Source organism: Thermopetrobacter sp. TC1 (assembly GCF_000746275.1).
Classification (GTDB): Bacteria; Pseudomonadota; Alphaproteobacteria; order Rhizobiales; family Aestuariivirgaceae; genus Thermopetrobacter.
The window spans coordinates 12,930-39,453 of record NZ_KN050828.1 but is presented as its reverse complement, the minus strand read 5'-3'; the positions used below and the strand labels follow the sequence as shown (position 1 = coordinate 39,453).

General features: G+C 62.5%; 15 protein-coding genes. 8 read left to right on the top strand and 7 right to left on the bottom strand.

Annotation, left to right across the window (positions count from 1 at the left end; all coding sequences use genetic code 11):
- The first annotated feature begins 432 nt into the window (after positions 1-432).
- Together hemN and EK16_RS03950 are read left to right on the top strand one after the other, a co-directional pair.
- Positions 433-1,788 (top strand): oxygen-independent coproporphyrinogen III oxidase, encoded by a 1,356-nt coding sequence (gene hemN / locus EK16_RS03955; RefSeq protein ID WP_038034894.1) that lies wholly within the window; start codon positions 433-435, stop codon positions 1,786-1,788.
- Between the two features lie 321 nt (positions 1,789-2,109).
- A complete protein-coding gene (locus tag EK16_RS03950; protein WP_197059599.1) occupies positions 2,110-4,506 on the top strand; it encodes a right-handed parallel beta-helix repeat-containing protein in 2,397 nt (798 codons plus the stop codon).
- Between the two features lie 99 nt (positions 4,507-4,605).
- Here the strand turns inward: EK16_RS03950 and EK16_RS03945 are convergent, their stop codons facing one another.
- Positions 4,606-5,538, bottom strand: a complete 933-nt coding sequence (locus EK16_RS03945) for a diacylglycerol/lipid kinase family protein (protein ID WP_038034892.1) — start codon at positions 5,536-5,538, stop codon at positions 4,606-4,608.
- Positions 5,535-7,574: a bifunctional DedA family/phosphatase PAP2 family protein gene (locus tag EK16_RS03940; RefSeq protein ID WP_197059598.1), complete on the bottom strand. Its 2,040-nt coding sequence runs from the start codon at positions 7,572-7,574 to the stop codon at positions 5,535-5,537. Before EK16_RS03940 ends, EK16_RS03945 begins: the two co-directional genes overlap by 4 nt.
- A 242-nt stretch (positions 7,575-7,816) precedes the next feature.
- Between EK16_RS03940 and moaA the strand changes: the two genes are divergently transcribed.
- Positions 7,817-8,929, top strand: a complete 1,113-nt coding sequence (moaA, locus tag EK16_RS03935; protein ID WP_081910242.1) for a GTP 3',8-cyclase MoaA — start codon at positions 7,817-7,819, stop codon at positions 8,927-8,929.
- Between the two features lie 4 nt (positions 8,930-8,933).
- Positions 8,934-10,349, top strand: coding sequence for an MATE family efflux transporter (locus EK16_RS03930; protein WP_051928908.1), 1,416 nt, complete (start codon positions 8,934-8,936; stop codon positions 10,347-10,349).
- 105 nt (positions 10,350-10,454) lie between these two features.
- Here EK16_RS03930 and EK16_RS03925 read toward each other — a convergent pair whose 3' ends face one another.
- The 5 genes from EK16_RS03925 to EK16_RS11395 all read right to left on the bottom strand — a co-directional run bounded on the left by EK16_RS03925 (position 10,455) and on the right by EK16_RS11395 (position 19,216).
- Complete coding sequence (locus EK16_RS03925) at positions 10,455-10,892, bottom strand: Ros/MucR family transcriptional regulator (RefSeq protein WP_038034890.1); 438 nt, start codon at positions 10,890-10,892, stop codon at positions 10,455-10,457.
- A gap of 574 nt (positions 10,893-11,466) precedes the next feature.
- Positions 11,467-12,996 carry a Ppx/GppA phosphatase family protein gene (locus tag EK16_RS03920; RefSeq protein WP_051928907.1) on the bottom strand — a complete coding sequence of 510 codons (1,530 nt, stop codon included), beginning with the start codon at positions 12,994-12,996 and terminating at the stop codon, positions 11,467-11,469.
- Complete coding sequence (locus EK16_RS03915) at positions 12,983-15,331, bottom strand: RNA degradosome polyphosphate kinase (RefSeq protein WP_081910389.1); 2,349 nt, start codon at positions 15,329-15,331, stop codon at positions 12,983-12,985. Before EK16_RS03915 ends, EK16_RS03920 begins: the two co-directional genes overlap by 14 nt.
- A gap of 221 nt (positions 15,332-15,552) precedes the next feature.
- The gene (locus EK16_RS03910) at positions 15,553-17,271 is read right to left on the bottom strand and encodes a tetratricopeptide repeat protein (protein ID WP_197059597.1); all 1,719 of its coding nucleotides are present in this window, start codon (positions 17,269-17,271) and stop codon (positions 15,553-15,555) included.
- 313 nt (positions 17,272-17,584) lie between these two features.
- On the bottom strand, positions 17,585-19,216 hold the full coding sequence (locus EK16_RS11395; RefSeq protein ID WP_231573599.1) for an undecaprenyl-phosphate glucose phosphotransferase: 1,632 nt from the start codon (positions 19,214-19,216) through the stop codon (positions 17,585-17,587).
- A gap of 1,028 nt (positions 19,217-20,244) precedes the next feature.
- Here EK16_RS11395 and EK16_RS03900 point away from each other — a divergent pair.
- The 4 genes from EK16_RS03900 to EK16_RS03885 all read left to right on the top strand — a co-directional run bounded on the left by EK16_RS03900 (position 20,245) and on the right by EK16_RS03885 (position 26,121).
- Positions 20,245-21,915 carry an electron transfer flavoprotein-ubiquinone oxidoreductase gene (locus EK16_RS03900; RefSeq protein WP_038035828.1) on the top strand — a complete coding sequence of 557 codons (1,671 nt, stop codon included), beginning with the start codon at positions 20,245-20,247 and terminating at the stop codon, positions 21,913-21,915.
- A gap of 750 nt (positions 21,916-22,665) precedes the next feature.
- The gene (locus tag EK16_RS03895) at positions 22,666-23,535 is read left to right on the top strand and encodes an IclR family transcriptional regulator (RefSeq protein ID WP_231573641.1); all 870 of its coding nucleotides are present in this window, start codon (positions 22,666-22,668) and stop codon (positions 23,533-23,535) included.
- Between the two features lie 310 nt (positions 23,536-23,845).
- Positions 23,846-24,976, top strand: a complete 1,131-nt coding sequence (locus EK16_RS03890) for an Mrp/NBP35 family ATP-binding protein (protein WP_038034889.1) — start codon at positions 23,846-23,848, stop codon at positions 24,974-24,976.
- A gap of 710 nt (positions 24,977-25,686) precedes the next feature.
- Positions 25,687-26,121, top strand: coding sequence for a SufE family protein (locus EK16_RS03885; protein WP_038034888.1), 435 nt, complete (start codon positions 25,687-25,689; stop codon positions 26,119-26,121).
- Positions 26,122-26,524 lie beyond the last annotated feature (403 nt).

The window sequence follows — 26,524 nt, the reverse complement described above, 5'->3', positions numbered from 1 at the left end:
CGCCACTCTCGCACATAACTATACGATACAAGGTCGATATTATTCCTCGTCACCCCGGCGAATGCCTCAGGTCTTAAGCCACAAGCGCATGAGTCAACAGCCTAAAGATCCGGCTGATCTACGTCATAATGATTCACATGTCGTGTAGTGCGCTCCCCCCTCTCAGCCGTCCCCCCAAGGCTTAAGAAGACCCTCTCCCCGCGCATGAACATGAAATTTGCGAAAGCCTGCGCCGCAGCATGGCAGGCCCCCTTTTCGCCGCCCATGCCGGGGCGCTATAAGGCGTAAAGACAGAAGGGCGCAAGGATGATGCACTTCGCCGGCGTTCTCCCGGCTCGCTCTTGCCGCCGTGATGCGGCAGGGAAAGAGGGCAGGGAAGAGCGGTCGGCCGCATGAAAAACGCCGCCAGGAAAAGAAAACAAGGGTCAGGCCATGGATCCCCGTCTCGTCAAGTATGCCACCGCCGATGTGCCCCGCTACACCAGCTATCCCACCGCCGTTCAGTTCCAGAACGACTTTCCGCACGAGACGTGGAAGGGCTGGCTGGCCGGTCTGCCCGAGGACGCCACGCTGTCCGTCTACATTCATGTGCCCTTCTGCCGGCAAATGTGCTGGTATTGCGGCTGTCACACCTCCGTGCCCAACACCTATGACCGCGCCACGCGCTATGTCGAGCGCCTGCTGAAAGAGATCGACATCACCGCGCCGCTGCTTTCCGTGCGCAAGGGCCAGGTCACGCATTTTCACTTCGGCGGCGGCACGCCCACCTATCTGACGGAAGAGGACCTTGCCCGCATTGTCGAACACGTGCGCGCGCGCTTCGGCCTTGCCGATGAGGCGGAAGTGGCCATCGAGATGGATCCGCGCACCTTTTCCGCCGAAAAGGCCAAAGCACTGGCGGACATGGGCTTCAACCGCGGCAGCTTCGGCGTTCAGGATTTCAACGAGCGGGTTCAGCGCCTCGTCAACCGCATCCAGCCCTATGAAATGGTGGCGCAATGCGTGCAGGATCTGCGCAACGCCGGCATTGAGGCGGTCAATTTCGATCTCATGTACGGCCTGCCGGGCCAGACCGTGGACAGCGTGGTTGAAACCGCGCGTCAGGCCGCCGGCCTGCGCCCGGATCGCATCGCCGTTTTCGGCTATGCACACGTGCCCTGGTTCAAGAAGCATCAGAAGATGATCCGCGATGAGGATCTTCCGGGCATCGAGGCGCGCTATGAACAGGCCCGCGCCATTGAGCGCACCCTGATCGAGGAGGGCTATACCCCCATCGGCCTTGATCACTATGCCCGCGAGGGCGATCCCATGATCGCCGCCTTGGAAAACGGCACCCTGCGCCGCAATTTCCAGGGCTACACCGTCGATCCCGCCGATGCCCTGCTGGGCTTTGGCTGTTCGGCCATCTCCTCCATGCCGCAGGGCTATGCCCAGGCCGCGCGCGACATGGCCCGCTGGGCCACCGCCATCGAGGAGGGGCGGCTGACCATCGACCGCGGCCTGACTTATACGCCGGAGGATCGCATGCGCGGCGAAATCATCGAAAAGCTCATGTGTTTCTTGCGCGTGCGTCCGGCCGAGATCGTGGCCAGACACGGCTTTCCCGAGGAGAGCATCGCCGATGCCTGGGAAAAGCTGCGCCCGCTTGCGGCGGACGGCCTGTGCGAGATCACGGCCGAAGGCGAGGTCATCGTGCCCGATGAACACCGCCTCTTCGTGCGCACCGTCGCCTCCGCCTTCGACGCGCACTACCGCCCCGCCCCCAACCGCCACGCCAAGGCGGTGTAAAACGCAAAGGGCAAAATGGCGCAGGCCAGCTTGCGAGACAGGGAAATGCCCCTGCTTGCATGCCGGGCAAGTCAGCCTCTTGCGGTGACTTGTCCATGAAGATGGCAGGCATCCGCTGCATCAGCGGCAAAGGTGTTCATCCCCGGGAATTGCCCCGCGCAATGGGCGGCAAGATACATTGCGCCAGGACGCGACAAAATCACGCGCATGATTGGCTCCGTCCCCCATTAAAAACGCATCGTCCCATCCCCAGATATGAAAATGGAGAGGGAAGGAAGCGCAGCGATCGGAGGGCGTATGATGCCTGCGCGCTTTTCCCTCATGCTCCGCAGCGGAGCCGCTCTTGTCCTGCTGATGTTCACCGGGCTGCTTCTGGCGCTCACGCCGTTGGGCTTTTTCGGATGGAGCCAGGTGGGCGGCAATGGATCGCATGTGGAACTGAACGGCGCACGCGAGGCCGTTTTCGTTATCCGGCGCACCAATTCCGGCCCGAAACGCGATCCCGACACCCACGGCTATGCCTATCTCCTCTCTCCGCCCATCAATCTGCCGGCGCAATGGCGATCCATTCAGATCAGGGGGGTATGGTGGCGCGAACCGGCTGCCCGCAGCAATTATCCGGAACTGGCCTTGCGCGTGCATGCCCGCTATCCGCTCTTTGCCCATGGCAATGAGCGCTATGGCCGCCGTGATGCCAACTTCCTTCACATCGGCATCAGAAGCTGGCGCCCCAGTGTCTATTTTCTGGAAGAGGGGGCAGATGGCACAAGCGCGCGCTCAAGCAGCCGCAAGGCGCGTTTTCCCGACGCGCCACGCGCTTTCATGCTGGTCATAACCCGAGACAACGATGGCCGTGTGGGATGGAGCTATTTCGAGTCCGAACGGGGCAGAACCTGGCGTGAAGTGTTCAGAAACTATCATTCCCGCCTGTTTGACGGAACGGATGCGCGTCGCATTTTCATCAAGCTGGGCGGATGGAACACGTGGGAATATCCCGTCACCAACCGGCTGCATGTGCGCGATCTGGAGATTGAGGTTTCCACCTGGCGCGACGATGACTTGCCCGGCAATTTCGACCTGAACGAGCTCAATGCCCTGAAAGACCGGCCCCAGCGCACTCTGCAGGCCTATAGCCGCAAAAAACGGCGCCAGCATTTGGAGGAAGGATCACCAAAGACGGACCGCATGGAACAGGCAAGCCACTGCGATGCGCCGCCTTATGTGCTGAACGCCAGCGAAAATCGCTATTACAATGGCTTGCAGGAAGCTCTCGATGCTGCTCGCCCCGGCGCCGTCATCAAGCTGGGCTGTGGCGTCTATCATGGTCATTTTCACATCCGCAAGCAGGTGACGCTGGAAAGCGCCGATGGACAACGCAGCGCCATTCTCGATGGAGGTGGCACCGGCATCGTGCTGCGTGTGGATGGCAAACGCGCTGTGGTGAGAAAGCTGGAAGTGCGCAATTCCGGCATTGATGACAGGATCTATCTGTTCTGGCTCGGCAGCGGCATTCTGGTTACGGCGCCCGAGGTCCGTCTTGATTCCCTCCTGGTGCGAAACAACGGCAACGGCATCAGCGCCCGCGGTGCCATTGGTCTGCGCATCACGAATTCCGAAATTCGTCACAACCGTTTTGACGGGATCAGCTTCGAAGGCGTGAGGAAGGCGCTTGTGCGCAATGTTCGGGTGCAGAACAATGGTGGCGGGATTTTGGTAACGCGACTGGTTACCCTGCCGGGAAACACATGGCCGCGTGATCTGGCAAAGCTCTCGCGTATCCAGAATGAGAGCAGGCCATCATCGCGTGTCATCATCACGCACAATCGCATCACCGGAAACGGCAGTTATGGCATTGCCGTCTCCTGGTACAGCCATCATTGCACCATCAGCCATAACACGGTCGATAACACGGGCCTGGAGGTGAAGCCCGATTTCGCCCCGGAAAAACGCTTTTTCGAGTTTTACACAAGGCAGACCCCCTGGCCGGGCATGTCAAAGGCCGATTATCTGACACAGATCCGGCAGGTTCTGGCTGAAGATGAGCGGGATGCCGCAACCGGCATTCTCCTGTCCTGTGAAGCGCATGACAATGAAGTCGTGAAAAATATCGTTGTCTCCAATGCCGGGGATGGCGTGACACTGTTTCTCGTCAACAACAATCGCGTAAAACGCAATCTCATCCGCACGAACCGCACGGGCGTGCTCATCGTCTCTGGATCCAGATCAAACAGGGTCTTCGGCAATCGCATCCAGTCCAACCGGGATCATGGGGTGGCAATTGGTGATTACCTTTTAGAGCGTGCCGAATCACGCCCCACGCGCAATGTCATTGCCCGCAATGACATCCAAAACAACGTAAGGGGCGATGCCCTGGACGTTTCCACCACGGTATATAGCCCCCGCAAGATCGAGGACCTTGTGCGCAAGCGTTTTGGCTCACTTGCGGACAAGATGTCGAAATATCCAACACTTCAGCGCAGCTATCAGGACTATTTCAAGCCGGGAAAAAACGACTGGGATGATGGCCGCCTCGGCAATCACTATGGAGATTTCGATGAAGCCGCCGAAGGTTTCAGGGATGAAAACGGTGATGGCATAAGCGAAGTTCCGCATGCCATTCCTGGTGGCAGCGCCGTGGATGCCCACCCCTTGAACAGGGCGCGCGGCCAGGAGGAAACGGCATCCGTCCCAGACCTTCCCGCATCCCTGGCGCGATGAACATAATTCGCTTTCAGAAAGCCGGAATGCGCGAAACGTCATGAACGGGGCTGTGCATCATGCGTGCGCCATGCCCATGAGCATGTTCCATTTCCGTGGTTATGGTGCCGGAGGAAAAATCAGCCGCAGGTGTTTGTCGCTCACCGAGAGCGAAAGCGGCAGGCGGCCGGTGCTTTCGCCGTCCATCTGCACGGGGGTGTCGGCCGGGCCTGAGATGCGGATGCGCCTTGCCCGCAGAATGGACACGCCCGGATCGTGCCGCAATAGTCCCGTGACCATGGCCGTCAGTTGCCGCAGGCGCACGGCCCATCCGCGACCATGAAAGAGCACCACGCACACGTCTTCTGAAAACAGGCTGGCGTCCTCGCACAGCAGGATATTCGCCGCATAATGCGGCACGCGGGTAATAAGGGCCCAGTGCGCCGTTTTCCGCGCACCATTCAGCTCTATCGCTAGCGGCTGCTCCTGATCCTCCGCCAGCGCACGGATCACCGGCGGCACAAGCCCCAGCGGCCCCAGGCGGCGGAATTTGCCTGCCTCGAAATGCCGCACCGCCGCCGCATCAAGGCCGATACCGACCACGAACAGAAACGGCTCCGCATCCGCCATGCCGAGGCGGATTGCCCGCGCCGGCCCTGAAAGCAGCGTGGCCGCCACCATCGCCGGCTCCGGCTGCATGCCGATTTCGCGTGCCAGCACATTGGCCGTGCCCAGCGGAATGATGCCCAAAGGCACCGTATTACCGATCAGCCCTTTTGCCACGTCATGCACGGTGCCGTCCCCGCCGGCGGCGATGACGGCATCATAGCGGCCCGATTGCGCGGCCTCTGCGGCAAGGCGCGTGCTGTCCGCGCGCTGTGCGCTGAGAACGGTCCTCACGTGCGCTTTTCGGGCGCGCAGCATGCGCACGCTCTGATCGAGCAGGTTGCGCCGCCCCCGGCCTGCATCCGGATTGACGATGATGAACAGGCGCTTGCGGTGATGATCATCTGCAAGGGCAGGGAAGGGCGTGCTGGCGGCGGTCATGGTCATGGCCTGCTCTTCTGCGCGTGCGGATGAATGAGGATGATGCCGGCATCTGTTTCAATGACGCTCAGCCGTGCCGTTGTGCGCACCGCAGTCTTGAGCATATTCGGCAGGGTCTCGATCGGCCGCTCGCGCAGCACCGTGCCCAGCAGCCAGACATGCTTCACCCTTTCCTCGGTCAACGCGCCTAGAAACAGCGGACGCACGCCCGCTAGCGTGCGCACGCGCACGCCACTGCGCCAGAAGCGCAGCACCAGCCGGCTTTCGCCGCCGGGCAGGGGCTGGCTGAACATCATGACCGGCAGGCGCCCCTCATGCAGAAGCGGCAGCGGCGGCAGATCGGCAAGCGCCACATTCGGCAGCAGAAAGATGAGCGCATCCCGGAATGTGGGCAGGGCATGCGCCCGCCAGCCGCCTTGGCCCAGCAGCCCGCGAATGGTGTTCGGCTTATCCGCCCATTGCAGAAGCAGGGGTTCCTTAAATTCCCCCTTCAGGTCGATGCGCCGCTGCGGCAGGCTGCGCCAGCCGCCGTTCAGCCAGGCATTCAGCGGCAAGAGGATCTGTTCCTGCCGCGGCGCATAGCGCACGAGATTGCGCTGAAACTGGCCGGGCACATGAAAACTGCCCACGACTACGAGCGCCAGCACCGCCGCCAGCGGCGCCATCAGCGTTTGCCGCCATGAACGGGGGCTTTCGGCCTCTTCGGAGAGATCCAGCCATAAGGCAAAGGCGGCCACCAGCGCCAGCCCCATGAACAGCCCGCCCAGAACGTCGGAAGGCCAGTGTGCCGCCAGATAGATGCGGGAAAAGCCCACAAGCCCCACCCACAGGGCATAAAGGCCGAACACGGCAAGCCGCATGCCAAAGGACAACCGCCGCGCCGCCAGCACCGCGGCGATGCCGAAGACCACCGCCGTCATTGCCGTATGCCCGCTGGGAAAGCTGAAGGCCTCCGCGCCGCGATAGATGGTGATCGGCCGCGGCTTGTGCAGCAGCAGTTTCATGATCGGCACGAGAACGGCCGTTGCCGCAATCGTCGTGCCCGCCGCCAGCGCCAGCCGCCATGCCCGCTGCCACAGAAGCGTGCCGATCAGCGCCGCCGCCGCCGCGGCGATGACGATGCCATCGCCCAATGCCGTGATCGTCACCATCACCGCATCAGCAGGTTCCGTGCGCAGCGATTGCAGGAAACGGTGAATGGCGACATCGGCCCGCACCAGCGGATCACCGGTGAGCAGATCTTCCATCACCGCGATCAGCCCGCCCGCGCCGAGCATGAACAGCCCGCCCCAGAGCAGCATGCCGCCCAGGCCGCCTTTCTCTGGCGTCAGCCAGCGCGCCAGCCTGCGCGAGAAGGCATCCGGCCGCGCATTCAGCCATGCCGCCAGATGAAGTTGCAGGGCTTCCAGCCTTGGCGCCACCCAGACGAACATCGCCCGCGCCAGCCACACCAGCAGGAACAGCGACAGAAGCAGCAGCGCCAAAAGCGCCGTGAGCCGGCCGCTCACCGCGCCCAGCTGATTGTAGGCCTCGCCCAGCAGCACCGCCGGAAACACGTGCACCGCCGCCCAGGCCAGAGCCGAGAGCACATTGGCCACATAAAACCGCCCCGGCGGCATGCCCAGCACGCCCGCCGCCACCGGCATGATCGCCCGCAATCCCGGCAGAAAGCGGCCGATGATCACGGCCTTCACCCCCTGCCGCCGTATGAAGGCCTCGGCCTTGTCCAGAAGCTCCGGATGCGCGCGCACCAGCGGCCAGCGCAAGACGCCGTTGCCATAACGCCGCCCGATCCAGAAGGAGACGCCATCGCCAAGAACCGCGCCCAGCGTCACCCAGGCCAGCATCTGCCAAGGGTTCATGCCCGCCGCGCCCGCCGCTGTCGCCAGCGCCAGCACCGCCGCCTCGCCCGGCACCAGCGCACCGACGACAATCACGGCCTCAGCCCCGGCAAAGAACAGAAGCAAAAGCCCCGTCAGCGCCGGATTGTCGGCGGTGAAACGGATGATGGCGTCGATGAAATGCTGCAGCCAGTCAACCATGAATGCGGCGCCTGCCTCCTGAACGTCGAAAAATCTCCCGCTGACCCGCATGCGGGTTGCGCGCATCCGGTATCAGTGTCGTCATGGGCGAAGTCAAGCCGCCCCTTGCCCGGATCGTGATCCGACAGGCGGCGCAAGAACGAAGGAAGCGGCCATTGATCGCTGCTGAACCGTGAAAAACGCACGCCCCTTAAACCCCTGCCGCCTTGACCGGAACATCAAGGACGTTCAATCTGGGCGCCATGGATGCCAAGCCCGGACATACCGGCGAAAAGGCCGAAGAGGAAAGCCTGCGCGCCCCCGCCGCCTCCGCGCAAGCGCGCGGCGGTGACGCTTTGGCGCAGGGCGAGGAGACGATCGCGCCCCTGGTTGATCCCTTCGGGCGCGCCATCACCTATTTGCGGGTTTCGGTCACGGATCGCTGTGATTTCCGCTGCCGTTACTGCATGCCGGCGGATCCCGATTTTCTGCCCAAGCGTGACATCCTGACACTTGAGGAGCTGGATCGCGTCTGTACCGCCTTCGTGGACATGGGGGTGCGCAAGATCCGGCTTACCGGCGGCGAGCCCCTGGTGCGCCGCAATCTCATGTGGCTGATTGAGCGTCTTTCGCGCCATCTTCGCTCCGGTCGTCTCGATGAACTGACCCTGACCACCAACGGCTCGCAACTGGCCCGCTATGCCGACGATCTCGCCGCCCATGGCGTGCGCCGTGTCAACGTCTCGCTCGATACCCTGGATGCCGAAAAATTTCGCGACATCACCCGCCGCGGCGATCTTTCCAGGGTGCTCGCCGGCCTGAAAGCGGCGAAGGAGGCGGGGCTGGCCGTGAAGATCAACACCGTGGCCCTTCGCGGCGTCAATGAGGAGGAAATCCCCCGCCTCATCGAATGGGCTCATGGCGAGGGCTTTGACATCACCCTGATCGAAACCATGCCCATGGGCGAGATTGGCGGCGATCGCTGCGATCAGTATCTGCCGCTCTCTGTCGTTCGCGAGGCCCTGGAGCGCCGCTGGACGCTCAAGCCCGATGATCACGTCACCGGCGGTCCCTCCCGCTATGTGCGCGTGAAGGAAACCGGCGGCCGCCTCGGTTTCATCACCCCGCTCAGCGCCCATTTCTGCGACGGCTGCAATCGCGTGCGCCTCACCGCCACCGGCACGCTCTATCTCTGTCTCGGGCAGGACGATGCCGCCGATCTGCGCACACCCTTGCGCGAATCCGCATCCGATGCGCACTTGCGCCAGGTCATCCGCGAGGCCATCGCCCGCAAGCCGAAGGGCCACGAATTCGTCATCGATGACAGCGGCACCCACGGGGTCATGCGGCGTCACATGAACGTCACCGGCGGCTAGGCCCATGACCCGGCAGACCGAGGCACCGGAGGAGACGGAAGAGGCTTCCGCGCTCGCGGCGTCATCCGCCGTGCATCCGGCCCGTTTCGTCACCGGTTCCATCTTCCGCCATCTCGTGGTCATGACCCTCACCGGCGCGGTGGGGCTCATGGCCATGTTCGCCGTCGATCTCGCCGATCTCTGGTTCATCGCCCTGCTTGGCCGGGTGGAGACCACCGCCGGCATGGGCTTTGCCGGCACCATCGCCTTTGCCAACCTCTCCCTCGCCCTTGGCCTCGGCATTGCCACCGGTGCCCTTGTCTCCATTCATCTCGGCCGCCGCCGCCGCCCGCGCGCCCGGCGCATCGCCGCATCGGCCCTTGTTCTCGCCATGGCCATCGCCGCCGGCATCGCCGTCTGCGTTCTGCTTTTTGCCGAGCCTCTCCTGCGGGCCCTGGGCGCAGAAGGGGCTGCGCTCTCGGAGGCGGCGACTTACCTGCGCATCGTCGCCCTCGGTTTTCCCCTGCTCGCCGGCGCCATCATCTTCAGCTTTTGCCTGCGGGCCAGCGCCGATCCCCTGCGCGCCATGTTCGTCACCCTCACCACGGCCATCACCAACGCCGTGCTCGATCCGCTTTTCATCTTCGGCTTCGGGCTGGGTATCGCCGGCGCCGCACTGGCCACCATATCGGCCAACCTTCTATCCTTCCTCGTTGGCCTGCACGGGCTTGTGCGCATCCGTGACATGCTCGCCCGCCCTTCCCTGGCGCAGACGCGCCGTCATCTGCCGCTCATCGCCCGTGTTGCCGTTCCCGTCACCCTCACGCAGCTGGCCACGCCGGCGCTGGTTGCCTATCTCCTCTTCGCCTCGGCCCGGTTTGGTGATGCCGTGGTTGCCGCCACCACCGTCATCAACCGCCTGGTGCCGGTTTTCTTCGGCGTCGTCTTTTCCCTTTCCGGCGCCGTGGGACCGATCATCGGCCAGAACTATGGCGCGCAGCGCCTGGACCGGGTGATGCATACCTATATCCATGGCCTTGCGCTCGCGGGCGGTTATACGCTGGTCATGGCCGCGGTGCTCTTCATCTTCCGCCATCAGGTGCCGGGCTGGTTTAAGCTCTCCGGCGAGGCCGCCGCACTGGTGACCTTCTTCTGCACCTGGCTTGCATGGACGTGGATGTTCACCGGCATGCAGTTCGTCGCCCAGGCCGCCTTCAACAATCTGGACAGCGCCCGCCTTTCCACCCTCTTCAACTGGGCACGCGCCACTGTTGGCACCATCCTGCCGGTGGAGGTCATGGCCCGCCTCTGGGGAGCATATGGCCTGCTCATCGGCTCCGCGCTCGGCTCCGCCGTCATAGGTGCGGCCGCCATGCTCGCCGCCCTCTGGCGCATCCGACACATGGCGCAAGGAAAGGCCAGCGCACATCGCAAGGCATGAAGGGGCACTGCCCTGACCTTGAGTGCAACAAGGCACACAAAAACCGGCCGGATGCAGCACCCGGCCGGTCGAGAAATCGAATGGGGGCTGGGAAAGAAGAGACGGTTATTTCTTCTCTTCTCCACCCTTACGGCGCTGGCCCAGGCCCATCTTCTTGGCCAGCTGCGAGCGCGCCTGCGCATAATTCGGCGCCACCAGCGGATAATCCGGCGGCAGGCCCCATTTTTCCTTGTACTCTTCGGGCGTCATGTTGTGATGCGTGCGCAGGTGCCGCTTCAGCGACTTGAATTTCTTGCCGTCCTCAAGGCAGATGATGTAGTCGGGCTGCACCGAGCGGCGAATCGGCACCGCCGGCTTCAGCTCCTCCTTCTTCTCCTCCGGCTCCGCCGTGGCTGCGGAAGCCAGCGCCTTGTAGACGTCATGGATGAGCTGCGGCAGCTCGTTGGCCGGCACGGCATTGTTGCCGACATAGGCGGCAACGATGTCGGCCGTCAGCTCGACAAATGCGTTGTTGTGTGCAACGTCCTTGTTTTCTTCACTCATTCTCTCGTCCCTTTGATTGTTCAGGCAACCGTGACTGCAGCCTGCCCCCATTTGCAAGAGCCTGTTCCCAATTTGCTTTCACGCCAAAAAATCGAATCAATCGATACCGACCGAACTGACGGGCAAAAAGAAGCCTAGAGAACAGACCCTCACCTCGCCACAGCAGGCTATACTCGCTTTTATGCTTGAGCATTATTGGATGTCAATAGGAAAAAACATTTATTTTCAGTTTTGCTTATGAAATAAGCGATCGCAAAAACGTGATCTGATCACACTTGTCATGATCAATCTCATGGCATTGCAGATGCAGTCAGAAAGGGCCTGGAACAATGCCTCGGTTTGGCTTCTTTCTTCAAGATTACGTAACGGGATGCAATTCTGGATAGCGAAGGAAGAGAGAAAAATTTTTTCTCACGTAGCGGAAAACTGTGGAAAACCGTAACATGTTCATTCGTTTTGGCGGCGCATTTTTCACTGTGCAGCTCTGTTGCGACCACAGGATGATGAGGCGTGATTGATTCGTCACGCGCATGATCACGACAGGAAAGTATCAGCGTCGGAGGCCTCTTGGCGGTCAAACGATCACGCCCTTGCGCTCTAAAAGGCGCGCCAGAAGCTGCAGGCGTTTCTCCACCGCCTCGCCCTCCAGATCCCCGTTACAGGAAGTGAGGTCGAGAACGAGCTTCTTTTTCTCCAGGCGCAAGGGGATGCGCGGCAAAACATTCGGCACCGCCGCCGACAGCCGGTAGGCCAGCCGGAACAGCGCGGCAAGGATACGGGCGCGGCGAATGGCCTTGTCATCCACCAGCGCGGCGATTTCCGCAGGCGGCGTATAGCCGGGCCCCTCGTAGCGGAACAGGGTGACCAGCGCCAGAAAGGCGCGGGAATAGTGATCGATGCCGGTGAAATTGGCCTGGCTGACAATGGTGAAGGCGCGGCTGCCGCGATAGTCCGGATGAGCCCGCCAGCCGATGTCGGAAAGCATGGCCGCGGCATAGCGCAGCCGCGTCCAGCGCCGGGTGCAGGTCATGCCCTCTTCGCTGCAGATCTGATCCGTCCACCGGCACAGATCCAGCGCATGCCGCGGATTGCGGGCATAGCGGCGCGCAAAGTCCCAGCAGGCGGAGAGAAGCGGATCGGCCCGGCGCACCTCCTTTGGCAGCCGCGAGAACAGGACACCCTCGCGCACGCCGAACAGGGAGAAAACGATATTACGCGCGCCCGAGTTGGCCAGGATCCGGTTCAGCACCAGTGAGGCCAGCGGCAGAAACGTCGCGCGGCTTTCGGAAACGCCGCGCACCGCCGCGATCTCTTCCGGCGCCATGCGCGCCACCCGTTCCGTCAGCAGCAGCGCTTCATGCCGCGGAATGGTGTATTGCTGAATCACCCGCAGCGGATAGCCCGTCTGCTCCATGTGAATGCGGGCGAGATTGCGCCAGGCGCCGCCCACGGCATAGAAGCTGCGCGATTCCAGTTTCTTGAGCACGGGCGCTTCTGCCAGTGCCTCCTCGATGAGATCGGCCGCGCGCGTGAATTCTCCGCCCGAAAGGTCATGCAGCCTCAAAGGGCCCAGCGGCAGGGTCATGCCCTTCTTGATCTTGCCCTCCTTCACGCGCACAAGCTCCAGCGACCCGCCGCCCAGATCACCGACCACGCCGTCGGCCTCCGGAATACCGGCGATAACACCGCAGGCGGCATAATGCGCCTCTTCCTGCCCGCTTAAGACGGATATCGGCTCATCCAGCGCCGCCACCGCCTTTTTCAGAAACGCCGCGCCATTGGCCGCCTCGCGCACCGCCGCCGTGGCGAAGGCATAGACCTCGCCCACATCCAGCAGGGCGTTGATGGCCTTGAACCGCCGCAGGGCCGCAAGCGCCCGCCGCGCCCCCTCCTTGGAAAGCTCGCCCTTCGTGGCCACGCCGCGGCCCAGCCCGGCCAGAACCTTTTCGTTGAAAATGGGGGCGGAGGTGCGGCGCAGGCCGTCATAGACCACAAGGCGCACCGAATTGGAGCCGATGTCCACCACCGCCACCGGCCGCAGTTTCGGCGGTGTGCTCTCCTCGATCTGGTCGATGGTGAAGTCACCAAGTTCAGGCTGGCTCATGCCCCTGATCCTTCACAGGCTCATCCCTGACCCCGTCCTGCGGTGTTGCCGGCACGATGCTGTCCGGCGCGGAGCGGCGCAAGGCCTCGCCACGGCCGGAAAGGGAAGGGTTTTCCATGAAATAGTTGTGGGCGATGAAGGGGGGTTCATCGGGCCCCGGCACGATGCGACAGGTGGCGCCATCCGGCATCATCCGCCAGCTCTGCATGTTGTCCATGAGATTGGCCACCATGATCTGATCGAGCACCTGCGCATGCACCGTCGGATTCTCAAGCGGCACCAGTGTCTCCACCCGCCGTTCGAGATTGCGCGGCATCAGATCGGCCGAGGAGATATAAACGGCCGCCTTCGGATGCGGCAGCCCATGCCCGCGCCCGAAGGCATAGATGCGGGCATGTTCCAGAAAACGTCCGATGATGCTCTTCACCCGGATGTTTTCGGAAAGGCCGGGCACGCCGGGGCGCAGACAGCAGATGCCCCGCACCACCATCTCGATCTTCACCCCCGCCTGCGAGGCGCGATAGAGCGCATCGATCATCCCGGCGTCCACCACCGCGTTGCACTTGATCCAGATGTGCCCGGGCCGGCCCGCCTTTGCATGGGCGATTTCCTCCTCGATATGCTCAAGCAGTCGCTCCTTGAGGTTGATGGGCGAAACCGCCAGTTTCTCCAGATTCTCCGGCGGCGCATATCCGGCCACGAAGTTGAACAGGCGCGCCGCATCCCGCCCCAGGGCGGGATCGCAGGTGAAGAAGGAGAGATCGGTATAGATGCGGGCCGTAACCGGATGATAGTTGCCGGTGCCGAAGTGCACATAGGTGCGCATCTCTTCGCCCTCGCGCCGCACCACCATCGAGACCTTGGCGTGCGTCTTCAGCTCCAGAAAGCCGAAGACCACCTGTGCGCCTGCCCGCTCCAGGTTGCGCGCCCACTGGATATTGGCCTCTTCGTCAAAGCGGGCCTTCAGCTCCACCAGCGCCATGACCGACTTGCCCGCCTCCGCCGCCTTCGTCAGGGCGGCCACGATCGGAGAATTGGCCGAGGTGCGATAGAGCGTCTGCCGGATGGCGACGACATCGGGATCCTCCGCCGCCTGATTGATGAACTGCACCACCACATCGAAGCTCTCATAGGGGTGATGCACGATGAAATCCTTGCGGGCGATGGCGGAGAAGATGTCGCCGCCGTGCTCACGGATGCGTTCGGGATAGCGCGGCGTATAGGGCGGAAACAGCAGATCGGGCCGGTCATCCACGATCAGCTGCGCGGTATCGGCATAGCCGACCACGCCCTCGCAGATCACCACACCCTCTTCGGGAACATCCAGCTGTCGTGCCATGAAGCGCGCCAGACTCTCCGGCGCCCGCGCATCCACCTCCAGGCGGATCACCCGCCCGCGCCGCCGCCGCTTGATGGCGTATTCAAACACGCGCATCAGGTCTTCCGCCTCTTCCTCGATCTCCAGATCGGAATCGCGGATGACCCGAAACGCTCCCAGGCCCAGCACCTCGTAGGAAGGAAAGATCTGACCGGCATAAAGCGCGATGACATCCTCAAGCGCGATGAAACGGATCAGGCCGGAGCCTTCCTCGTCCGGCAGGCGGATGAAACGCTCCAGCTGCTGCGGAACCGGCAGCAGCGCGTTCATGGGATGGTCATCGGCCCGCCGTCTTAGCTGCATGGCAATGACGAACCCCTTGTTGGGAATGAAGGGGAAGGGATGGGCGGGATCGATGGCGATCGGGGTCACCACCGGCAGGATGCGTTCCAGAAACAGCCGGTCGAGATAGGCGCAGTCGCCCTTGAGCAGCTGATCGGGCTTGAGAATGTGAATGCCTTCCGCCGCCAGTTCGCGCACAAGCTCCGCCCAGCGCTCATCCTGCATGCGCATGAGCCGCGCCGCAAAGGAATGCACACGCTTCAGCTGCTGCGCCGGTGTGAGGCCATCCTGCGAACGACGGGTGATGCCACCGCGCACCTGGCTGACCAGCCCGGCCACGCGCACCATGAAGAATTCATCGAGATTGTTGCCGGAGATGGAAAGAAACCGCAGGCGCTCCAGCAGGGGATGGCGGCGGTTGCGTGCCTCCTCCAGCACCCGCATGTTGAAGCCCAGCCAGGACAGCTCGCGGTTGACGAAACGGTGCGGCGAGCGGGCCAGCGCCGCAACGTCGCCATCGCCGGAAAGTTCCTCCGCCGTCAGCAGGGCAGGGGTGCAGATACGCTCTTTCTCATCGGGCAGATGCCAGCCGCCGGAAAAGGCCTGTCCTTTCAGCGCGGCGTCTGCCGTGTTCTGATCGGTCTCTGTGGGCGCAATGTCCGAGCGCGTTTCCATGCCTGGCCCCGTCTGCCTCGCCTGTGCATCCGTCAGCATAGCCCAGAAAACGCGCACACGGAACGCCGAAGGCCGATCAAGGTAACCGCCCGTTATCCCCGGTTGCGCAAAGGCTGACCGGTGAAATCGCTCCGCGCCACCGCCCAAGCCCTCGTTTTTACATGGAGGCGCGGGGCGGTGGGGGGCATGATGCAGGTTGGCATGACAGAAAAGGCCGGAATTCAGCGGGCCTGATCCGTTCCATTGGCGGTCTTGCGCGTCTTGGCGGCCTCTTCGCGCTCAACCACGTCCAAGCCCACCTCAAGCTTGCGCTTGATGCGGGGAATATCCTTTTCCTCCGGCTTGGAATCCAGCGCATGCCGCCACTGAAAGCGCGCCTCCAGCCGCCGCCCCACCTTCCAGTAGGCATCGCCGAGATGATCATTGATTACCGGATCTCCCGGCCGCAGCTCCACCGCCCGCTCAAGGTATTTCACCGCCTCATCATAGCGGCCAAGGCGGTAATAGGCCCAGCCCAGGCTGTCCACGATGTAACCGTCGTTGGGGCGGGCATCCACCGCCTTTTTCACCATCTCCAGGGCTTCCTTGAGTTTCTCGCCGCGGTCGATTAGCGAATAGCCCAGATAGTTGAGCACGGACGGATGATCCGGATTGAGCTTCAGCGCCAGGCGGAAGTCCTTCTCCGCCTTGGGCCATTGACCGGAGCGCTCATAGGCGATGCCGCGGAAATAGTAGATGCTCCAGTGCCGCGGCTCGGGCTTGCCCATCAGCTTCAGCCCGCGGGTATAGGCCTCTGCCGCTTCCTTCCAGCGTTCGTGTGCTCTTAGGATATTGCCCAGGGTGAGAAAAATCTTGTACTCGCGCGGGTGATCCTTGCTCAGCCGGCGCAACAGGGCGATGGCCTCATCGGTGCGCTTCAGATCGTCAAGATCGAGCGCGATCTGGATCTGCGCCGGAACCCACAGCGGATGCGACCTTGGAATGCGGCGATAGGCGGCGATGGCCTTGTCGAACTTGCGCATGTTCTCATAGATCTCGCCGAGCAGCATCCACGCCACCGGATAGTTCGGCCGCATGCGCAGGGCCATGCGGTTATAAATGAGGGCGATATCCAGGCTGCGATCGTCGATCAGCGCCGAGGCCAGTGAGAACAGCGCCTCCGCCATGCCCTGCCGGGCGGTGCGGATCATGGGCTTTGGCTTCTTGCGCGGATGCTTCTTCAGATCGGCAAGGGCGGCCTTGATAATGGCGGTTTCCGGCGCCGCCTTGAGAAAGGCGCGGTAGATCTTGCGCGCATCGTCGATCTTGCCATGCCGCCTCAGGAAATTGGCGTAGGCCTGCGCCACGCGCAGGGAGCCCGAAATGTCCCTGTAGGCGCGGGCATAGAGCTGCTCGGCCCGGGAAGGCGATTTCAGAAAGTCCGCGATCAGGGCGCCGTGAAAGTCGCGAAAGCTGGAAAAGGTCTCGTATTTCTCCAGTTTTTTGAGCGCCGCCAAGGCCTTGGCCAGATGGCCCTCGCCGGCGTGGGCCCAGGCGGTGAGCAATCCCGAGGTCAGTTCGCCGATCGGGGTCACTGCCGCCTTGCGGAAATGCTTGCGCGCCTGCGCCCAGCGGCCCTTTTCCGCCGCTTTCAGGCCCAGCACCGTCTGCGCCAGCCGCGCGCTAGGATTGGCGCGCACGATCCGCTGCGCCAGCGCATCCGCCTTGGCCCACTGGCCGCTGGAGGCATAAAGCACAAAGGCGCGATGCAGCAGCGAAGGATTGGACGGATCATAGGACAGGGTGGATTCGAAAAAGCGTGCCGCATGCTCATAATCGCGCTGCCGCGCCGCGAAACGCCCGGCCAGATAGCTGCCCGAGCGGGAGGTGCCCACCCATTCTTCCAGCTGTTGCCTTTCCGCTTTTGGCGGATCCTCCGGTCTGGCCTGGCTGGTCGCCATGCCGGCCGCCATGAAGGAGAGGAACAGGGCGAGGGGATAAGTGATTCGGATCTTTCGGCGCGAGAGGAATGCGGGCATGGATCTGTCTGTGCTGAAGCCTTCGGCTGTTGCTCTGGCGTTCCCAATACCGCAACGGCTGCCCTGCAGGCAAAATCCGGCGGCGCATGATCGCACGTGTCTGTCTAGATACTCCCGCAAGCGCCGCAACGGCAAGGACAAAAGCATGAACACCCGGCAAGCTTTTCAAACGCTTCCGGCCGGGTGTGCGGCGGCATCACACCCGGCCGAAGGCGAGGGGGCGTAAAGGCCCCGCTCAATAGGCATGCTCGGCATTCTTGCGCGAGAACAGCGCAATCGGCGTCATCAGCAGGATGTAGATGTCGAACCAGATCGACCAGTTCTCGATGTACTCGAGATCGTATTTCACCCGGTTGATGATCTTCTCGTAGGTATCCGTCTCGCCGCGCCAGCCGTTGATCTGGGCCCAGCCGGTTATGCCCGGCTTGACCTTGTGACGGGCGAAGTAGCCGTCCACCACTTCCTGATACAGGGCATCCGCCGCCTTGGCCTGGGTGGCGTGCGGGCGCGGGCCCACCAGGGAGAGCTCGCCCTTCAGCACGTTGAACAGCTGCGGCAGCTCATCAAGCGAGGTCTTGCGGATGAAACGCCCCACCCTGGTCACGCGCGGATCATCCTTGGTCACCAGACGGCTGGCGTTGGCATCACAGCGATCCACATACATGGAGCGGAACTTGTAAACCTCAATCAGCTCGTTGTTGAAGCCATAGCGCTTCTGCCGGAACAGCACTGGGCCCGGGCTTTCCAGCTTGATGGCCAGCGCCACCGCCGCCATCACCGGCGCGAACAGGATGAGCAGGAGTGCCGCCACCACCCGGTCGAACACCTCCTTGACGAACCAGCCCCAGGTGCCGAGCGGCTTGTCGAAGACCGCAAGCAGAGGCAGGTTGCCCAGGTAATCATAGGCGCGCGGTGAGAGCTTCAGGCGGCTGGCCTGACCGGAAATGCGGATGTCCACCGGCAGCTCCCACAAGCGCTTCAGAATGTGCAGCAGCCGCTCTTCCGCCGAAAGCGGAATGGCGACGATGACCAGATCCACGCGGTTGTGCCGGGCATAATCGTTGAGATCGGCGATGCGCCCCAGCTTGCGATAGCGGCGGATGTGCTCCGGCGAGCGCTCGTCATGACGATCATCGAACAGACCAACAATTTCCACATCCAGCCCGGGGGAGGACTCCAGCGTGTCAATGGCTTCTTCCGCCGCCTCGCCGCCGCCGACGATGGCAATGCGCAGACGGAAGGCGCCGGCCTTCGCCTTCGGAATGGCCCACAGGGCCAGCCCGGTCCGGGAAAGCGCCATCCAGGCACCGCCCAGCACGGTCCAGCACGCCAGCCGCTGCCAGCCCGAAACGGGCAGGATCGCATGCAGCAGCGCAAAGCCGGCCAGGCCGACGAGAGACAACAGCAGGACCGCTTTCGGGATGTTTCGGACAGGCGCCGTGATCGCCGAAATTTCATACAATCCCGCCGCCCGCAGCACCACCAGCGTGGTGAACGTCAGCGTAAGCGCGAAAAAGCCCACGAGCGTTGTCTGATAGGCATCGCGCATGAACGGCACGGTCAGGAACACGGCGAGGGTGAGCAGCGCGGCAAAATCGCCGATCTTAACAAGCCGCTGGATGATCTCCGGCGCAATGTAGGCCGTCTTGGCCTCGTTCGCCTGTCCATCCGGATGCTTCCTGAGATTAGGCCCTTCTTTGGCCACGTTTGGCGTCGCCGCCGGCTTGCCCGGCATGAACGCATCGCGCGCAAGCCCCCGATCCTGGTCCTCGGCCGGCCTGCGGGCGCGGTCCGTTGGCGCCGCTCTGCCTCCATGCATCTCGCGCATGGAAGGCGAAAACCCGTGCATGGTCTGTAGCGCTTTCATCTTGGCGTCCTCCCGAGCGGACGGTTCCGCGTCACTCCCCGTTGATCCCACCGGAACCGATCCTGCCACACCGGGCTTAAGGGCGCGCTTGAAGGCGCGGGACAATTCGCCTTCTCCTTTCAATGTCTTGTCAACCAATCGCACCGCTTTTTCGCCCGCCTCTGTGCCATTTCGGGACGGGGCGGACGGCTTGCGCGTGTGTAAGAAAATCGATGCAAGTCCTGCGCCAGATCGCACGACATACACTTCGTCATGCCGTAGATCAGCCGGTATCTAAGGCCGCACTTGCATGAGTTTGCGGCCCGAGACCCCGGGCTTTCGCCCATGCCTGTCCAAAAAATTCAGGAAGGTGCTGTTGACGCCAAATCGACCAAGGAAAAAAGACTTTCCATGAGCTAGGGGGTTGTTGTTTAACTCATTGATAAATCACAAGAAAACGTCATTGCCGGGCCTTGTCCCGGCAATCCAGGGCTAGGAATGAGGCGGTTTTGGATGGCGATGGTGTTCGCCAGCAGGCTTGATCGGAGCCGTATGCTTTTTTGATGAGAGGTCCCTTTTTAAGGACAGAGCCTAAAAGAAGCGTTCCTGCCTGCCACTGCTGAATGTTTAAACCGCCCCTGGATGCCCGGGACAAGCCCGGGCATGACGTAACTTATTGATATTCCAGTTAAAAATAACATACTCTAAGTTTGGGCGATGGTGGGGGAAATGCCTAGGTAAAAGCATCTATGGTGCATGTGAGTGCTTGCACTCTTAATAACGAAAATCATTCGCAACACACAAAGCAATTTAATTGGACACCAATGGGCTGATCTACGGGGTGACGAGGAAGATGGAAACGGTGTGTGTCGTGTGCCGGCATGCTTCAAGCGCCGGGGAACGCCATAGCTCCGGAGGCGGATCTAGACTTTTGCCGGGCTGATGCGGGAGGGGCTGGACGTGTAGAATGCCGGACACCATCCGGCGGCCCTTGCCGGATGCATGCGGCATGGGATGAACAGGATCACGAACGAGGGGCAGGAGGCGACATGACCGAGCCCGTCTCGCGCGAACGCATGGACTATGATGTGCTGATCATCGGCGGCGGGCCCGCCGGGCTGGCCGCGGCCATCCGGTGCAAGCAGAAGGCGGCCGAGGCGGGGCAGGATATTTCCGTCTGCCTGCTGGACAAGGGCTCGGAAATCGGCGCACACATTCTCTCAGGCGCCGTGATCGATCCGATCGCGCTTGCCGAACTCTTTCCCGACTGGCAGGAACGCGGCGCCCCCCTGGAGCAGCCCGTCACCCGCGATGAGTTCTGGCTTTTGGGCCCGGCGGGCGGCATGCGCCTGCCTCATGCCCTCATGCCGCCCTTCATCCGCAACCGTGAGACCTATTACATCGCCTCGCTCGCCAATGTCTGCCGCTGGCTGGCCGAGCAGGCCGAGGCGTTGGGCGTGGAGATCTATCCCGGTTTTGCCGCGTCGCGCCCGATCCATGACGAGAAGGGCGCGCTGATTGGCGTCATCGCCGGCGAGATGGGGCTCAACCGGGAAGGAAAGCCAAAGCCGGAGTATGAGCCCGGCGTGGAGCTCACCGGCAAATATGTGCTCATCGCCGAGGGCGCGCGGGGCTCCCTCGCCAAGGACATCATCGCCCGCTATGGCCTGGCCGAGGGCCGCGATCCCCAGAAATACGGCATCGGCATCAAGGAGCTGTGGGAGCTGCGGCCTGAGGCGCACAAGCCCGGTCTGGTCATGCACACCATGGGCTGGCCGCTGGGGGTGCGCACAGGCGGCGGCGGCTTCGTCTATCACTTCGGTGAGAACCTGGCTGCCGTCGGCTTCGTCGTGCATCTGGACTACGACAATCCCTGGCTCTCTCCCTTTGAGGAATTCCAGCAGTTCAAGCGCCATCCGCTGCTGTCGGAGATGCTGGAAGGCGGCCGCCGCATCGCCTATGGCGCCCGCGCCCTCACCGAAGGCGGGCTGCAGTCCATCCCGCGCCTGTTCTTCCCCGGCGGGGCGCTCATCGGCTGTTCCGCCGGGTTCATGAACGTGCCGCGCATCAAGGGCTCGCACAACGCCATGAAAAGCGGCATGCTCGCCGCCGAGGCGGTTGTCCAGGCCCTTGCCGCCGGCCGCGCCCATGACGAGGCCCTTGCCACCTACGAAGAGGCCCTGAAGGCCTCCTGGGTCTGGCAGGATCTCGCCAGGGTGCGCAACGTCAAGCCCCTGCTCTCCCGCTTTGGCCTTTTCGGCGGGCTCATTCTCGGCGGGCTGGACATGTGGTGGGCGCATCTTTTCGGCCGGCCGCTGTTCGGCACCCTGCATCACCGCCACGCCGATCACGAGACCTTGAAACCTGCTCAGCGTGCCCGCCGCATCGATTATCCCAGGCCCGACGGCAGGATCACCTTCGACCGCCTCACCTCCTTGGCCTATTCCGGCACCTTTCACGAGGAGGATCAGCCGGTTCACCTGAAGCTGAAGGATCCGGAGCTGCCCCTGCGCAAAGGCCTGGCCGAATATGCCGAGCCCGCACAGCGCTATTGCCCGGCGGCCGTCTACGAAATCGTGGAGGAAAAGGGCGGGAAGGTCTTCCGCATCAACGCCGCCAACTGCCTGCACTGCAAGACCTGCGACATCAAGGATCCCTATCAGAACATCACCTGGACCCCGCCCCAGGGCGGCGAGGGGCCCAACTATCCCAACATGTGACCGGCACGGATTCTGACTCGAAGCGGTCTTGCAAGGCGATGGCTTTGGCTGGCCGGCAAGGCCAGAAGCGTATGGCTCTTTTGAAAAACCGTTCCATTCAAAGGCTCAGCCCCGGATCAGACATCTCATAAGCCCCACTCTGTATCGCTGGCCGCCCCTGGACAGCCGGGACAAGGCCCGATTGTGACAGAGTGGGGAAGACGCGGATAAACATGATTCGCGCCGGCCTAGCAAAAGGAAAAAGGGTGGTTCTTAAGGCATTGAATCACCACACGAATCGTCACCGTCCCACGTGTTCCGCCAGTCCAGGACCAGGAATGGGGTGATCGATGATCAGTTGCGTCACTGCACGCTGAGCTCGAACACCTTTATCCACAATGGAATGCCCTTCCATCAGATGGACGGGCAGGAAAGGCTTGACTCGTTCAAAAAACCGAGTAAAAAGGTCGGAAAAAGAGGCATGCATCACAGTTTGACCGATTGATGCAAGCGCCTCGCATTTGCATGAACGGTTGGCGCGAACCGGGGGCGAACGCAAGCGATCCCGCACAAGGCCTGAAAGGGCCCAGGTCAGGTCGCTGATGGGCCAGGAGAGCCGCTGTCGCGTTTCGCCTCGCGCCGCGTCCCCGTTGTCAGATAGGAGCGCATGCATCCGGCCTCTCCCGGGATGCAGCGCAGGAACACCGGGCGAGGCGGCCGCATTCCGCCGCGGCTCGCCACAGGAAAGACGGGAGAAGACTGGTGAACGAGATGACGAGCGACATGAACAACCTCACCCCCTGCGGCGTCCGCCGGCAGGACGTGCGCGTCCCGTCCAAGGAGCTGTTGCGCTCTTCGGGACAGGTGCAGTCCCTGTCGCGCGCGCTCAAGCTGCTCAACGCCCTGTCCTATCATCCGCAGGGGCTGTCTCTCTCGGAGCTGGCGCGCGAGGTGGGCCTGCCCAATTCCACCGCCCATCGCCTGCTCACCACCCTGCAGAACGAGCGCTATGTGCGCTTCGACAACGAGCGCTCGGTGTGGATGATCGGGGTGCAGGCCTTTCAGGTGGGCTCGGCCTTCATCCGTTCCCGGGATCTCATTCAGATCGCCCGCCCCATCATGCGGCGGCTGATGACCATCACCGGCGAGACGGTCAACCTCGGCATTCTCGACCGTTGCGAGGTCATCTACCTCGCCCAGGTGGAGACCAAGAAGATGATGCGGGCCATCGCCGGCGTTGGCGGCCGCGCCTACATTCATGCCTCCGGCATCGGCAAGGCCCTGCTCGCCTTCTCGCCGGAGCCGGTGCAGGAAAAGATCTTCTCCTGCTGGGATCCGCGCCCGTTGACAGCGCGCACCATCACCTCGGAAAGCGAGCTGCGCAAGGAGCTGGCCCGCATCCGCTCCCGCGGCTTCGCCATCGATGACGAGGAAACCGCCATCGGCCTGCGCTGCGTGGCGTCCGTCATCTTCGACGAACATGCCGAGCCCATCGCCGGCATCTCCGTCTCCGGCCCCGCTGCCCGCATCGGCTCCGCCCGCCTTGGTCAGCTGGGCGCGCTGGTGATGGAGGCCGCTGCCGACATCACCCATGAGATGGGCGGCCGCTGGCCCGTGCGCCTGCAGAAGACGGGATCGTGACGGTTCACCCGTGTGGCCATCGGGCCGGGCGCCCGTAAAAACGGATGGGGCAGGCGCCGCTGTGCGCCACGCAGGGTCTCAACACAGCGTCTTCTCCGCCCCGCGCGGGCAGGGAGACGTGCGGCCAGGATCCGGCGTTTCGGGGGAAACAGGGCATCAGAACGCGCCAGCGTGAAATCGGCACTTACCCGCCGGGGCGCAAATGTGCTAGCAAGGCCCCGGCAGACCGGCCGCCTAACTTTCGCATGCGGCCGGACGGCAGGGATCATGAACGCAATCGCATCACAGCCAGTCAGCAGGTAGAGAAGTCATGAGCGAGATTACGAAGGAGAAGGTTCTTGAGGCCCTCAAGGCCGTGAAGGCGCCGGGCGGGGATGTGGACATCGTGTCCGCCGGCATGGTTTCCGAAATCGTCATCGCCGGCAAGAACGTCATGTTCGCCCTGCAGGTGGACCCCGATCAGGCCCAGGCCTATGAGCCGGTGCGCAAGGCGGCGGAGGAGGCCGTCTCCGCCCTTGAGGGCGTGGACAAAGTCATGGTGGCCTTGACCGCCGAGAAGAAGGAGGGCGCGGGCCAGCCGGGCCAGCAGCGCGGCCGCAAGCCCCAGCCGCCCACCGCCTCGCAGGCGCCGGGCATTCCGGGCGTGGATCACATCATCGCCGTCGCCTCGGGCAAGGGCGGTGTGGGCAAGTCCACCACCGCCATCAACCTGGCCTTGGCGCTCGCCTCCTTGGGCCTGAAGGTCGGCATTCTCGATGCGGACATCTACGGCCCCTCGCTGCCCAAGCTGCTGGGGCTGAAGCAGGAGCCGCAGCCCGATCCGGAAAATCCGGAGAAGCTGGCGGCGCTGGAGGCCTACGGGCTGAAGGCCATGTCCATCGGCTTCGTCGTGGACGAGGCCACGCCGGTCATCTGGCGCGGGCCCATGGTCATGTCGGCCCTGCAGCAGATGATGCACGAGATCTCCTGGGGGGATCTTGATGTCATGGTGGTGGACATGCCGCCGGGCACGGGCGATGCGCAGCTGACCATGGCCCAGCAGGTGCCGCTTTCCGGCGCCATCATCGTCTCCACGCCGCAGGATCTGGCGCTGATCGATGCGCGAAAGGGTCTGAACATGTTCAAGCGCGTGAACGTGCCCATCCTCGGCATTGTGGAGAACATGAGCTACTTCATCTGCCCCAACTGCGACACCCGGCACGAGATCTTCGGCCACGGCGGCGCGCGTCAGGAGGCCGAGCGCATGGGCGTGCCCTTCCTTGGCGAGATTCCGCTGGATCCGGAGCTGCGCGAGCGCTCCGACACCGGCCGCCCCATCGTCGCCACCGAGCCGGAAAGCCCGCACGCCAAGGCCTACCGCGAAATGGCCGAGGCCGTCTGGGCCAAGCTCAAGACCGGCGACACCGGCAAGAAATCCATGCCGCGCATCGTCGTGGAATAACCGGCCGATCGCTCATCAAGAGGCCAGACACCACCCGGGCGGGACCAGAAATCCCGCCCTTTTTCATGCCTGGCCAAGAAAATTCAGGAAGCGGGCTGTTGACACCAAATCGAACGAGGAAAAAAGACTTTCCAAAAGTTGCACACTGCACGACACTTATACCGTCATACCGGCGTAAGCCGGTATCTCAGGCCATTGACTCATGCATTTGTGGCTCGAGACCCCGGCTTTCGCCGGGGTGACGAGAAAGATGGCGACGTTGTATCGTGTAGTGTGCATAAGTTGGGTGTTGATTGTTTAACTCATTGATAAAGCAAGAGAAAACGTCATTGACGGCATTACCTGTCCCGGGCTTGAACCGGGATCCTGGCAATCCAGGGCCAGGAATGAGGCGGTTTTGGTGGGCGTTGACGCTCGCCAAATGGTTTGATTTGTGCCGTCTGGACATAAAATGCCGGAACGGAATTTCATCCCGTTCCTTCAACATTTTGGCGGGGCATGTTCCCCCGCCATCCATGCCTTGAGGCGGGGTTCAAAACCCCGCCGAAACGTTCCGGAAGGATATACAATATCTTTCCGGCGATGGGAGTGCTTCCGGCGAAAGGAGTGCTCCTTAAACCCGCTCCCTTAAACCCAACACCTTGTGCCCGCCTGAAAGGACGGCTATCACCGGCGGCGGGGAAAGGCCTTTCTCAACGGTTTGAAACGCCATGACCGATCGCCGCTTTGAAGACATTGCTGCGGACTTCGAGTTTCTCGAGGACTGGGAGGACCGCTATCGCTATCTCATCGAGCTGGGCAAGGAGCTGCCGCCCTTTCCCGATGAGGCGCGCACCGAGGCCAACCGCGTGCATGGCTGCGTCTCGCAGGTGTGGATCCTGCCGGAGGTGGAAAATCCGGGCACGGAGGAAGCCGTTTTGTATCTGAAGGCGGATTCCGATGCCCTCATCGTCAAGGGCTTAATCGCCGTGCTGCTTTCCATGGTCTCCGGCCGCAAGGCCCGGGAGATCCTTGAGATGGACATGGAGGGCAACATGCGCCGCCTTGGCCTGGAGGAACACCTCACGCCCCAGCGCGCCAACGGCCTGAAATCCATGATGCAGCGCATCCGCGAAGAGGCGCAGAAGGCCCTTGCCGGCAGCTGAACGGCTCCTCGTGCGGCTTCCCGCAGCGATACCCCGGACCTGGCCCACGAGAACTAACCACACGACACAAGATTGCCATCTATCTTGTCACCCCGGCGAAAGCCCAAGCGTGTCCAAGGAAGTTCAAGAAGTATGAGGTTACCGCCTCATCAACCGTAGAAAAAAGACTTTCCATGCGTTGGGTGCTAGTTGCTTAACTCATTGATAGAAAAAAGAAAACGTCATTGCCGGGCCCCGTCCCGGCAATCCAGGGCCAAAAATGAGGCGTTTTGGGTGGGCGATGGCACTTGCCAAATGGTTTGATTTGTGCCGTCTGGACATAAAATGCCGGAACGGGATTTTATCCCGTTCCTTCAACATTTTGGCGGGGTATGTTACCCCGCCACTCATGCTATAGGCGGGG